Annotated in this window: 15 protein-coding genes; 2 read left to right on the top strand and 13 right to left on the bottom strand. The window is 31.9% G+C overall.

Annotation, left to right across the window (positions count from 1 at the left end; all coding sequences use genetic code 11):
• Positions 1-4: 4 nt before the first annotated feature.
• The 6 genes from Q9969_RS10665 to Q9969_RS10640 all read right to left on the bottom strand — a co-directional run bounded on the left by Q9969_RS10665 (position 5) and on the right by Q9969_RS10640 (position 3,721).
• Entirely contained in the window at positions 5-436 is a 432-nt protein-coding gene (locus tag Q9969_RS10665; RefSeq protein ID WP_305512742.1) for a hypothetical protein, read from the bottom strand.
• A gap of 44 nt (positions 437-480) precedes the next feature.
• Positions 481-1,872, bottom strand: coding sequence for an MATE family efflux transporter (locus tag Q9969_RS10660; protein WP_305512744.1), 1,392 nt, complete (start codon positions 1,870-1,872; stop codon positions 481-483).
• A gap of 1 nt (position 1,873) precedes the next feature.
• Positions 1,874-2,338, bottom strand: coding sequence for a MarR family transcriptional regulator (locus Q9969_RS10655; RefSeq protein ID WP_305512746.1), 465 nt, complete (start codon positions 2,336-2,338; stop codon positions 1,874-1,876).
• 4 nt (positions 2,339-2,342) lie between these two features.
• Positions 2,343-2,792: a flavodoxin gene (locus Q9969_RS10650; protein WP_305512748.1), complete on the bottom strand. Its 450-nt coding sequence runs from the start codon at positions 2,790-2,792 to the stop codon at positions 2,343-2,345.
• 87 nt (positions 2,793-2,879) lie between these two features.
• Positions 2,880-3,251 carry a hypothetical protein gene (locus Q9969_RS10645; RefSeq protein ID WP_305512749.1) on the bottom strand — a complete coding sequence of 124 codons (372 nt, stop codon included), beginning with the start codon at positions 3,249-3,251 and terminating at the stop codon, positions 2,880-2,882.
• A 224-nt stretch (positions 3,252-3,475) separates the two neighbouring features.
• Positions 3,476-3,721, bottom strand: a complete 246-nt coding sequence (locus Q9969_RS10640; protein WP_305512797.1) for a hypothetical protein — start codon at positions 3,719-3,721, stop codon at positions 3,476-3,478.
• Positions 3,722-3,764: 43 nt separating this feature from the next.
• Between Q9969_RS10640 and Q9969_RS10635 the strand changes: the two genes are divergently transcribed.
• A complete protein-coding gene (locus tag Q9969_RS10635) occupies positions 3,765-4,349 on the top strand; it encodes a hypothetical protein (protein WP_305512799.1) in 585 nt (194 codons plus the stop codon).
• On the opposite strand, the gene Q9969_RS10630 is transcribed toward Q9969_RS10635, so the two are convergent.
• Genes Q9969_RS10630 through metG form a run of 5 tightly spaced genes read right to left on the bottom strand, consistent with a single transcriptional unit; the run spans position 4,328 to position 10,104 of the window.
• Entirely contained in the window at positions 4,328-4,999 is a 672-nt protein-coding gene (locus Q9969_RS10630) for a 2,5-diamino-6-(ribosylamino)-4(3H)-pyrimidinone 5'-phosphate reductase (protein WP_305557606.1), read from the bottom strand. The genes Q9969_RS10635 and Q9969_RS10630 overlap by 22 nt on opposite strands.
• 9 nt (positions 5,000-5,008) lie before the next feature.
• Positions 5,009-6,022 carry a glycosyltransferase 4 family protein gene (locus tag Q9969_RS10625; protein WP_305557604.1) on the bottom strand — a complete coding sequence of 338 codons (1,014 nt, stop codon included), beginning with the start codon at positions 6,020-6,022 and terminating at the stop codon, positions 5,009-5,011.
• Positions 6,023-6,058: 36 nt separating this feature from the next.
• A complete protein-coding gene (locus Q9969_RS10620; protein WP_305512805.1) occupies positions 6,059-6,526 on the bottom strand; it encodes a hypothetical protein in 468 nt (155 codons plus the stop codon).
• 4 nt (positions 6,527-6,530) lie between these two features.
• A complete protein-coding gene (locus tag Q9969_RS10615) occupies positions 6,531-8,108 on the bottom strand; it encodes a DUF530 domain-containing protein (protein ID WP_305512807.1) in 1,578 nt (525 codons plus the stop codon).
• Positions 8,109-8,118: 10 nt separating this feature from the next.
• Positions 8,119-10,104, bottom strand: coding sequence for a methionine--tRNA ligase (metG, locus tag Q9969_RS10610; RefSeq protein ID WP_305512809.1), 1,986 nt, complete (start codon positions 10,102-10,104; stop codon positions 8,119-8,121).
• Positions 10,105-10,272: 168 nt separating this feature from the next.
• Here metG and priL point away from each other — a divergent pair, with 168 nt between their 5' ends.
• Entirely contained in the window at positions 10,273-11,604 is a 1,332-nt protein-coding gene (gene priL / locus Q9969_RS10605; protein ID WP_305557602.1) for a DNA primase large subunit PriL, read from the top strand.
• Here the strand turns inward: priL and Q9969_RS10600 are convergent.
• Together Q9969_RS10600 and Q9969_RS10595 are read right to left on the bottom strand one after the other, a co-directional pair.
• Positions 11,594-12,109 carry a hypothetical protein gene (locus Q9969_RS10600; RefSeq protein WP_305512813.1) on the bottom strand — a complete coding sequence of 172 codons (516 nt, stop codon included), beginning with the start codon at positions 12,107-12,109 and terminating at the stop codon, positions 11,594-11,596. The genes priL and Q9969_RS10600 overlap by 11 nt on opposite strands.
• 258 nt (positions 12,110-12,367) lie before the next feature.
• Positions 12,368-12,640, bottom strand: a complete 273-nt coding sequence (locus Q9969_RS10595) for a hypothetical protein (protein ID WP_305557600.1) — start codon at positions 12,638-12,640, stop codon at positions 12,368-12,370.
• Positions 12,641-12,647 lie beyond the last annotated feature (7 nt).

The raw sequence follows: 12,647 nt of genomic DNA, 5'->3' as shown, positions 1-12,647 counted from the left end.
GAATTTAATACTTATTGAAGCTTTCCAAAAAATAGTGCAATTCTTCATCTATTTGATATAATGTTACAATTGGTTTGTGATTTAAAAGGCTTGTTAATGCTATTAATAATGGTATAGCCTCACCAACCTTGACATTTTTAAATTCCAAATTTTGATAAGTGATTTTAAAGCTATTATTTAAATGCTCTTCAATTCTAAGGCCTGAAGGTATAAAATTAATCTCATTTTTTTCAATTAACTCTTCTAAATCCTTAGTGCCTTCAAGTATGTCTTCAAATTTTATTTCATCTTTTTCTAAAACAGAATCAAGGAAATCAAAATGGATATTATAGTCATATTTAGAATTGTCTTTAAAATAAGCATCAACCATTAAATAGTTTATATATAATTCATGGTTTATTATAGAGTATTTTTTATTACTAACTATGAATTCCATAATTAATTATTGTTAAAAAAAGTATAAAAAACTAGTTATTTAAACTAGCTTTTTTGAGGCATATATTTTTTAATTGAAATTTGAGTGAATTTCTTAATAAAGAATTTGGCCCAAACGTATCCAACTGTTCCTCCAACAAAACAACCAAATACCACTCCTACATAAATTCCTTGCAAACCCCATCCAAATATAAAGCAGAATATATATGCAAATACACTTTCAAGAATCAATGATCTAAGAAGGGTAATCAATAGTGAATAACCTCCTTTTCCAACCCCCTGAAACATCATAGATGACATTATTCCATGCGGAATTGCAAGAACAAATAAACTTAAAACAGATATTGCTACTGCAATTTGTGGTGAAAGCGATGCACTTGCCTGAGTATATGAAAACATGGCCGCAAGTTGTGACGAGAATATGAACATTGCAGCACCCAATACAATTGAAATAGCAAAACCCAATTTAATTGAATAAGAATGGGCTGTTTTTAAATTCACATGATTATGTGCACCATATGCAATACCTGCAACTGTTAGAACCGCTGTTCCAAGACCTATCAATGGAATCATAGCCAATTGTACAATCCTCATTGATGCAGTATATACTGCAACTGCTGTAGTTCCAGAAGCCATAACAAGCATGCTGTTTATAATAATGGCTAAAGCAGAAAATACAATATTTTCCAATGTTGAAGGTATAGCTACCTGCAATGTATCAACCATCATTTTTCCTTGATAATCAAAGTTCTTAAGTGACAAATCAAGATATAAATCCTTTTTACCCCATATCCAATAACTCATTACAACACATGACATTGCTGCTGATATTACTGTTGCCCAAGCGGCTCCGGAGATTCCTAAGTTCAAAATGTAAATAAATACTGGATCCAAAATAATATTTAAAATAGCTGTTACTGCAATTGCTATGGTTGCACGGCGCATATCTCCTTCTGATCTAAATATGGCTGATGCAACTCCAGAATATACAAAGACAAATAAAAATCCGAAAATAATGTAACTATAGTCTAATGCATATTGTATTGTATCTCCAGCACCCATAAATTGTAAAATAGGAACCATTAACCCTTCAATTAAAACTGTAAATATCACAGATATGATAACCGCCAGAAGAATACCATGCAATGCTGCATTATTTGCCTGCCTATAGTTTTTTGATCCAATGTATCTTGCAATCAATGAGTTTGCACCTGCACCAATACCGTTTCCAAGCCCTACCAATACCATGAATAATGGTGTAATAAATCCTATTGCAGCTAAAGCATCTGCTCCAAGACCAGCTACCCATATACTGTCTGCAATATTATAAAGCATAATTAAAAACATGGAAACCATCATTGGCAATGCTAACTTAACAATAGCCTTTTTAGGATCCCCTGTTATCATTTCAATATTTTTATTTTTTTCTCCAGCCATTTTATTCCCCTTTATCATTTAATTCTATAGCTTTAATGGCTATTTCTTTTAAAGCTTTTTTAAAATCTTCAGTTTCTATATAGCTATTATCATATACAGTTTTTTCCAATTCATTAAGTAATTTAATCGCCTGATTTAATGTTTCCTCACCTTTATTTGTTAATGAAACCTTTTTTTGACGTCTATTTTTCTCATCTACCTCTCTTTTAACCAAGTCATTATCTTCTAATTTTTTGACTGATCTAGCAACTGTACCCTTATCAATAGTGCATCTAGAAGCAATTTTATCCTGATTTATTTCTTTTTGATGAGATATTTCAAATAAAAAATGAAGCTGTGAGGAATTAATATTAAATCTTTCAAGTTGACGATTTAAATATAAAACTTGATTTTTTTCAATAATGGCAATTAACTTACCAACAGGAAGATTAGATGGATCTATTATCTTAAATTCTTCAAGTGACATATTATCAGTTTATAAATGAATCTATATCATATTCACTTTTTCTAACTTCTTTGGTTTTCAGTCCAAGTGTGTTTAATGGTTTAATTGAAAATTTTTCCATCTGAATAAAAGCGGAATCAAATCCACTAGTTTTTGCGGTTGCAAAGAACTTTACATTGTTGAATTTTCCTTCATTTTGCTTTAAATATGAAATCACCGGATTAGCTATCCTACTTGCCCAAACTGGTCCTCCAACGTATACTACATCATACTCAGATGGGTCAAATTTTAATGATTCAAGGTCAATGATTTTTTCTCTCATTGCATCCTTTCCACCTCTCGCATAACCAATTTTTCCCTGATATTTTACTTTTGGAATGATTTCTTCCACATCCGCATTTACTCTGCCGGCTATGACTTCCGCCAGAATTTCTGTTGTTTTTGTTCTTGAATAATAAACTACTAAAGATTTCATATGTTACTATTATATTCTTATAATATATAAACTGTTGCATTAACAACCATTGTATTTGCAACAATTAAAAAATTTAAAAAAAAAGAATTAGAATTTGAAAATGTCATTTGACCATTTAAACTTGTGTTTTTGATCCTGAACAGTCTCATCATAAGATTTTTCAACATTGCCATATTCTTTTACAATAATCTTTTGTTTTTGAATTGGATTAAGAGCGCTGCCTTTTAATTTATTGTATAACTCTATTTCATCTTCAACTTGAGCCAATTTTTCTTCAAGTTCTGCTTTTTCTTGATGTGCCTTATTGATTCTATGGTCAAAAAAATCATTGCCATGTTCAATAACAGCATCTTTCATATCAAAGAGAATCTCTATAGCCTCTCCAACTTCAATACCATTTTCTTTTAAGATTTCCACTTTCTCTGCTTGCTCATCTGTTAATTCTATTTCCATTTTCATATTTTTCCCCCAAAAAAGTATAGTCAGTATTATTATATTTAATTATTCATTTAAATTATTTTCTAAATTTCAAACCAGCTTTAAATGCATCAGCTATTTTATCAACTTCAAAATAGTAATGTGTTATCTCCATCACTTACAACAACAGAGATGGCGGATACATCATCATAATACTTATTAATTTAAAAGAAGTATAAATAACTATATGAATAAATTGAAAATAGCTAAATGATTTCAACACTTACAAATCCTCCAATTATTTGCATACCATTGTTTTTAATAATTTCTCTAACTTTGTCTTTTACAAGTAGCGGATTTGATTTATCCAAATTCATAGTTTTGGAAGTGATATCCTTAATTTTCGCTTCACTTTTGCCTATGGCAATCATTTTGTTTTGGGCCACTAGGCTGGGTAGCGATAAAGACATATCCAATAGATCCGACAGGTATGCACCACTAGTTGTTGGCATCCTTTCCTACCTTATTGGCTTTTTAATTTGTTTAATATTCAGCTTGGATAGATTTTTAACCTGCCTACTTTTATGTTATTCAATAAATACTGGTGTTGTACTTGCAATTACTCTCAAATGGAAAATTAGTGTCCATACAACTGGTTTATCAGGTCCGGTTGCTGCATTAATTTTACTTTTAGGCAATATTGGCGCATTATTTGGCATAATATATCCTATACTGATTTGGTCAAGAGTGCTTCTCAAAAAGCATACTTTAGCTCAAGCCATCAGCGGCGGCGTTCAGGGATTCTTTTTAACAGTTTTGGAGATGCATTTATTTATGAATGTCTTGAATTTGCCTATCCCAAACATGATTGGATTATATGATTCGATTTTATACATATCTGCCATCATATTAACCCCTATTTTACTGGGTCTATTAAGCTATATTAAACTAAATCATCCTCAAAAAACATTTATAGCTGTTGAAATTATATTATTGGCACTGTTTTTAATGTTTATGCCACTGGATGTATCTGTAATATTTATTATTCTTAGCATTACATCTATTTTAGTCAGTTTTTATGGAGGTGACGATTTTATTTGGTATAAAGTATTGTCCAATCAACCATTTAATACTTTATAATTTAAAATAAAGTCTTTATCTAACCGGTAGTAATCAATCAACTTTAATTTTACTGACTCATCCATGGTATTAAATCCCTCACCGTCGAAAAATGTTTTAGCATTAACCCCTCCAACCACCATTGGCGCTACACAAATGCTAATCTCATCAATCAGACCTGCCTTTATCATTGAAAAGTTAAGAGTCGAACCTCCTTCCAGCATTAACTTATCAATTCCCACTTCATGAAGGTAAATCATTAGCATTTTCAGGTCAACTTGCACATCACCTGAAAAAAAGAATTTAACTCCCTTGCTTTTCAATATTTCGTATTTGTCAGATGCTTTAAATTCGTCCTTATATTCGTTGGCCATTGCAATTATGGTTTTAGCATCTCCATTAGTTATTCTAGCATCAGCTGGTGTTCTGCATTTGCTGTCAACTACAATGCGTACAGGATTGTCTGAAGGTTTTGCATCGATTTTATGAACTGTCAATCTTGGATCATCTGCAAGTACAGTTCCAATGCCAACCATTATCCCGTCACAGTCTTTTCTTAATTCATGAACCCTTTCAAGGTCTTTAGCACCTGAAATATTTGAACTTCCAGATAAGGTGGCTATTTTACCATCCAATGTCATAGCTGCATTTAATATTACATAAGGCCTCACTATTATCACCTATATATGATAAAACATTTCCTTAATATGTAAAAAATTCATCAATGTCTGATTTTCAAGCATTCCCGGCATGATTAATGCAATAACAATACCTAAAACACCAAAGAATAATCCAATTCCCCAAATTATTTTAACTGCATCCTTCTCAGCAATCGGTCTTCTTAAAACTAACCTAATCAATGACTTAAAACCACTTTTAGGCCTTACAAGTTTACCCTCATCATTTAATTGCGTTGGCTTTTGTTGTTGTCTGTTCATTACTCCCGCCGAGTAGAACTTTAAAGCCGCATCAATAATATTCGGCATCATTATTATGAAAGCTATTAACTTGACCCTACCAATAAAAGCAACACATATAATAGCTGCACCGATTATTAACGTACCTGTATCTCCTGGGAAAATCTTTGCAGGATATCTATTATAATATAAAAATGCAATCAAGGCACCTAACATACTCATTGAGATGATTGTAACATCGTATTTGCCTAAAATTATACAAGCAATTGTAAGTGACGTCATGGAAATAATCCCAAGACCAGATTCAATACCGTTTAGCCCTGCCAACATGTTTGTTAAATTAGAACCCACAGATAATGCAATTGGAATTGTAATAAGATACAATAATCCTACATTAGGAGGAGCTGCCCAAATTAAAGGCAGACCTGCTAAAAACAATAAGAAAAATTTTTCTTTTGAGGATAGCGCAAGTAAGTCATCTGCAATACCTATTATTCCAACAAGCAATATGACAACGAGCACTATAACCAACTTAAATGTTAAAATATCATGCATATATATTCCGGAAAATATTCCAATTATAAATCCGAATAATATGCCAAATCCACCCATTTCAGCAACAACAGGCTTCCATGATTTATGAATATCTTTTCCAACAATATCGGCATCTTCAAGTTTTCGTATAATTCTTGGCATTGTTAATTTTGTAACCGCAAAAGATAATAAGCCGCAGATTATAGCTATTCCATATAATGGAAGTTGTGGTAAAATCATCATAGTTTATTATATAGTTGTCATTATTAAAAAAAGTAGTTATTTTTTATTTAAAATATAATAAACACTCCTAGGAGGAATATTTAATTTGTCAGAAATCTCTCTAGCAGACAGGCCATCTTTTTTAAGCTGTTTAATTTCATCATGGTCATATTTACGTTTGCGATTGTTAAAGCTAGCATTGGCCTTTCTAAGCAAGTAATAAACACGATTAAGGGATATATCTAGTTTTTGAGATATTTGTTTTGGATTTAATCCTTCATCTGATAATTTTTTTATGTAAAATTCGATATCATTACTTCTAGACTTTGCACCCCATTGATATTCTGTTTTAACGTTAATATCTAACTGGTTCAGTGCATCAATATATGTCTTAGAGGTTCTTTTATAAACGCTGGGAGAACAGGTGATTTCCTCTAAGTTAGGGTGTTTGTCAATCAACTCAACAATCATAGAGGAAGATAGTGCTTTGGTAATATGAATTGTGGTAATATCTTCATCATTCATATTTTCACTTTTTAATTAAATCCAGGAATTTCTTAGATTTGTCGCTTTTCGGATTTTTAATTTGATCGATATGCTTAAGTTCCTTTTTAATTCTTGATTCATTAATGTTGAATGCATTACTAATGTCTTCAAGCTCAATATTTGAGTTTAGGTTGATTAAAGCAGCGCCCAATGCTACATGGTTAACTTTAATATTTGAATTGCGCATTTCTTTTTCGAATTTGAATTTCTCATATAACAGCAAATCCATTTCAGATATAGGAATTATTTTAATATCCGTGAATGAGTTTAATATCTCTATTACCTTTTTATATGTTGTTTGGAATACTTTTCTTTGTTCCCTATCCAATTCAACCCTTATATATGGAAATGGTCCTAGATTAATTTTACGGGAATTGTTGGATGTTGTAAGGTAATATCTGAACATATCCCATATTATTAATGTTGCTGAAATGTTTTTAAAAGTGCTTTTGTATATGCTTTCCCTTACTTTCAAATCACGCTTTAAAGATCTTGCCATATTTCCGAATCTGTCAATATAGTTAAGGTTTCTGAATTTGTTTTCAATTTCGGATTTTCTCCATGATTCTATTGCATCTAAATCATATTTATCTATGAAATCAGGTGTTTGATTTTCAAATTCCTCAATGATTTCATCATATTTATTTATTCTTTTAAAATCCGTTAATCTACGTTTTAAGATATCCTCTTTAATGTTGGAGATAATTTCCTGAGAATAACCAACATATGCAAGTGCAAGAGCTGTACGTGCATGCTTATCATCAATAATCGCCGGTTTTGTTCTATGGAATCTCAATGCTTCGATTCTCACATCTCCACCATACCTACGTCTTACCTCCTCTTCGTAATTATGGATGTATTCAGATTCCAAGGTAACATTTTTCCTAATTAAGCGATTATTATCGTCTCTGAACCTAATAACAAGAGATATAGTTTTAACTAATCCTTTACGTTCCTGTTTTAGAATGTTCAATACCTGTTTAAAAGAATCGCGTGAGTTATTTGATAATTCACTTAGAAGAACCATGTAATTACCAGATAACGGAAGGTATGGGATTATTTCAAGGCGATAGGTTAATTCTTTGTTTACTTTAAAAGTGAAGGCTTTACTTTTACAACTACATTCACCATGATTCTGTTTATATTCACTGATTGAATATTTTTTATAACATGAATTGCATTTCACAGACCCGAATTGTTCCAGGTTTCCCAATGCAATTTTATGCGAATCAATAGCTGATTTAACTCGGTCTAGAATGTTTTTCTTAGCATTTGCTTTCATTCTAAATATTTGATTGTGCCGGCTGTTTTCCCTTATTTCATCAGCTGCAACTTCAGCTACTGTTTTTGTTCCATATTTATTTAAAGATGTAAAAGGTGTGGTGTATCCCTGTACATCCATATCATCTTTTAGTTTTGATAAATAGTTTAATCTGTTATCTAGTTTAAAGTAAAGGTCTTTGAAAACATCGAATTCCTCAATATTTTCCAAGCTAATGCAATCATTTGCTATCTCTTTCAAATAGCTTTCAGCTTTATTAACTAGTGCAGATTCTGGCATTTTAATCTATTTATTGAATTCTTTCACCAATTTTTCCATTAACGTCAGGAGCGAGTAATGCACCGGATTCACCAGTAGCTAAAACCATACCTTCAGATAATGTCCCAAATAGTTTAGCTGGTTGTAAGTTAGCAACAACACACACTTTCCTCTCAACCAATTCATCAGGGGAGTAGAATTTAGCAAGACCTGCAACAATTTGTCTTGTTTTTTCTTCTCCGATGTCCACTTTTAATTTTAATAGTTTGTCTGATTTTTCTATTTTTTCAGCTTCTTTAATTTGTCCGATTTTAATTACTACTTCATCAAATTGATCTATTGTTATTAAATCACTCATATTTTCATCTTCTGCACTTAAGTTTTCTTTTAATTTAGCTTTTTGAGCTTCAATTTCTTTATCTTCAATTTTTTTAAATAATGGTTTAGCTTTATTTATCTCATGACCAACCGGAAGTGCTATTTTAGCATCATCCCATACATCAAGAGAATCGATATTCATGATTTCAGCTATTTTATCGGCTTTTGTTGGTATGAAGGGTTTTAGCATGTAAGCTAAGGTTTTTGCTAATTGATTAGATAAGTATAAACAGTTTGCTGCTTTCTGTACATCTTCCTTAACAGCCTTCCATGGTTCCTGGTCATTGAAATATTTATTTCCCTTTTTGGCTACCTTGAATATTTCAAGCAACGCATCTCTAAATTCATAATTTGCTATGTATTCACCAGCCTTATTAGGTAGCTCTTCAATAGCCATTCTGAATGATTCATCTTCCTCTGTTGGATTTTTATATTCTGGAATCCTATTGTCAAATGATTTTTTAGTGAATACAAATGTACGGTGCAGGAAGTTTCCTATTACATCTGCAAGTTCGTCATTGTTTCTTCTTTGGAAGTCGTCCCATGAGAAATCTGAATCCTTGTTTAAGGGAGCGTTCATGGTTAAGTAATATCTTAATAAGTCCGGATCATAGTCTTTTACAAAGTCGCTGATCCATATTACCCAGTTTTTACTTGTAGACATCTTTTCTCCTTCAAGTGATAGAAATTCACCGGCATATATCATGTCAGGCAATTTGCATCCATATGCTTTTAAAAGTCCCGGCCAAAAGATTGAATGGTGGTAAATAATATCCTTTCCAATGAAATGGACCACATAATCATTCCAGTATTCTTCCCATTTCCTGCCAGATTGCTTTGACCATTGTGATGCTGACGAGATGTAACCTAAGAATGCTTCAATCCAAACATATAATACTTTGCCTTTAGCTTCATCTAATGGGACAGGTATTCCCCAATCCATATCACGGGTTAGAATCCAGTCATTTAACCCATCATTTAACCAGTTAGTAGCGTAATTTTTAACGTTTGCAGGCAAATTTTCATTTGAAGAAATATACTCCTTCAAGTCATCTTCAAATTCAGACAGCTTAAAGGCATATTGGAATGTGTCCTTGATAATTGGAGTTGTGCCGCAGGTAATGCAATGTGGTTCATCAAGTTCTGTAGGTTCAAGAGCCTTTCCACATTTCTCGCAATGGTCCCCCCTTGCTTCTGACCCGCATTCTGGACATGACCCCTCCACATACCTGTCAGGCAAGAATTTATTGCATACAGGACAGTATAGTTGTTGGATATCCTCCCTATAAATTAATCCCTCATCATATAATGATTTGAAGAAGTTTTTAGCAATTTCATAGTGAGATTCGTCAGTCGTTCTTGTAAAGCTATCTAATGAAATATTCATTGATTCCACATCACGAACAATCATGTCATGATATCTTTTTGATATTTCAATCGGTTTTTTATTTTCTTTATCCGCTTTTACAGCAATTGGAGTTCCATGTTCGTCTGTAGCACAAACCATTAACACGTCATTTCCAATCATTCTATTATACCTTGCATAAATATCAGCCGGAAGATAAGTGGAACGGATATGACCTAAATGACATGGTCCGTTTGCATAAGGAAGTGCACATGAAATAAATATTTTTGACATTAATCAGTCCCCTCAATTATTTTAAACATAGTATAATTATGTTACTTATATATAATAAAGATTTATTTTTAGAGGCAATTTTTTCGCCAATTAAAATAATTTAAAAAAATCAATATTGAATTTGAAAATAGGTTATCTATTTAAAATATAAAATAAAAAATAATGAACATGGCAGAAGTTTCATATATTAATCCACTTTCCGATGAAGGAAGAGAAATTATACGTGAATATGGAGATTTAAATCAAATATTTGAGGTAGATGAATCTTTAATAGAAATCTGCACTCACACACTAAATCAAAAAATATCAGATGACAATTTAATTCCTAAATCATACTTTGATTTATGTATGAAACGTATGCAATGGGCAATAGAGAAAAAGAACAACAACAACTTTGTTCCAGCTGAATTTGAATACCTGTCAAATGAAGAATTATTCGCCAAAGACGCAGTGGCCTTTCATATACTATGTCAGGCAATTGCAATACAATTTAACTTAGGCTCACGAGAGACCAGACTATTTATTGAATCTCAAGGAACACTGATTCTAGAAAGATTATCTAAAATACCTCCAATTTCAAGAGCAGAAATCATTGATGAAGTGCTTGATGAGGTGAAGGTGGATGGTGCAATAAACTGGAAATCCCTAAGAGACATTGTAGCTTCCAAAAAAATCAAAATGACCGATCTTTTAATTGATGAAGGAAACATTATTCTTCAACAGGACGACTTCCTATATCGTTTTGGGGATGAATTTATCGATAGGAGCCCTGAGCGAATGTATAATATATTAATAGGCGACAGCGTCAAAGAACAAATCATATCAAGATTAATAATGCAGAAAACCGAAGAATATATTGGACGCATTAAAGAAATGTCAGCAAGAATTGAAATTCACCCAGCCATCATTAAAATCAGTGAAGAGTTAAAAGAATTCATACCAACAGAGATTAGCAAATATAATCAATACTATACAGGTAGTGGTGGAATTTACGGTTCTGTCGAAGCAGGTAAATTAAATCCAGATGCTTTCCCACCATGCATTAAAGCAACAGTTGAAGGTGTATCTTCCGGTGGACGTAACGATGCAATCGTACTTCTTTTAACATCCTTTGCATCATATGCAAGATTATATCCAAGAATATTTGCTTCAGATGAAACCGTGAAAGTATCAGACATAGATCCTGACCTTACAATTACAGAAAATGAAATCCTTCCATTAATCTTTGATGCGGCAGATAACTGTACACCTCCTTTATTTGATGACCAGCCTCAAGAAAAAATAAATATCATCTCAAAATTAGGTTTTGGAATGCATGAAACAGTTGATATTAACCATGAAGGTGAAACTAAATGGTATACTCCAATGAGCTGTGAGAAAATAAAAATACATTTACCCCACCTATGTCATCCAGACAAATCATGTAAAGGAATCAATAACCCTCTTTCATGTTATGGGCGTAAAAAATTCCAGCTGGACAAACAATCCCCTAAAGACTAGACTGGCTAAACTCAAATGGATTGTGGTTTTCATAAATGGCATCATAATACTTGTTTAAAATCTTAGATTCCCACATATTATAATTGGATTGTTCCATTTTTTCAAAATTATATGCTAAAAGGCCAATTTGGCGTTCATATTCATCAATGCCTTTTACTTCACAAAATTCTGTGATAATATCTGGAATATGCTCACAAGGATCTTCGCTGCTAAACTCTAGAAATTCCTCATATTCCCTTTTAGAGAAAAATTCCTCTTCATTGATTGGATTTTCATGAGAGCTAATGGTATATAATTCAATATAAATCTCATCGCCTAATGAAAGATCATTAAAATCAATGCCTAATCCATAAACCTGACCATTTTCAAGATTTAATATTGTATGGCCAGTTTTAATGCCGCCCATCCAATTATCAAATGCAGGTTTAACAATGTCTTCTGGTGTAAGACCTGACAATATTGTTTTTAAATGTTCGATTCCAATAACTTCAACTATTTCTTCCATATGATAATATTCCTTTTAATAGATATTAAAATTATTGAATTTAAAATAATGTTGCTATTCCTGCAAATATTAAAGCAATAAATGGAAATAGGATCAATTTCATGATTTGCTGTTTTTTATTAAATCCATATTGCTTAAAACTTTTACAATCTCTGGTTTCAGGAAAATAATGCTGATAAAAATGTGTTTTGGTTAATAAAAACCAATCCAGGAATATTATATCAAATATTTTATAAGCCCATAGCATGACTAAAAACCTTATGAAAATCTGCAGAATTTCCAGTTATGATTGATTCCATCAATAAATGCATATAATATAGAAAAAATAATAATGAGAACTGAAAGGATATCTAAAATCCAACCAATTAAATGAGCCCCTCTAAATCGTTCATTATCTGGGACTATTGCATCTTGGATATCTTGAGGAGCTGATGTGAAAAGTCTTTTGTTCTGGATAAAATCCACTCCAGACACTATCATTAAAACAACTGCAAACATTATAATTATTGATAAAGTAATTGTTAAAAACATGAATACA

The organism is Methanobrevibacter sp. V74, from assembly GCF_963082495.1.
Classification (GTDB): Archaea; Methanobacteriota; Methanobacteria; order Methanobacteriales; family Methanobacteriaceae; genus Methanocatella.
This window is presented reverse-complemented; position numbering and strand designations above follow the sequence as displayed.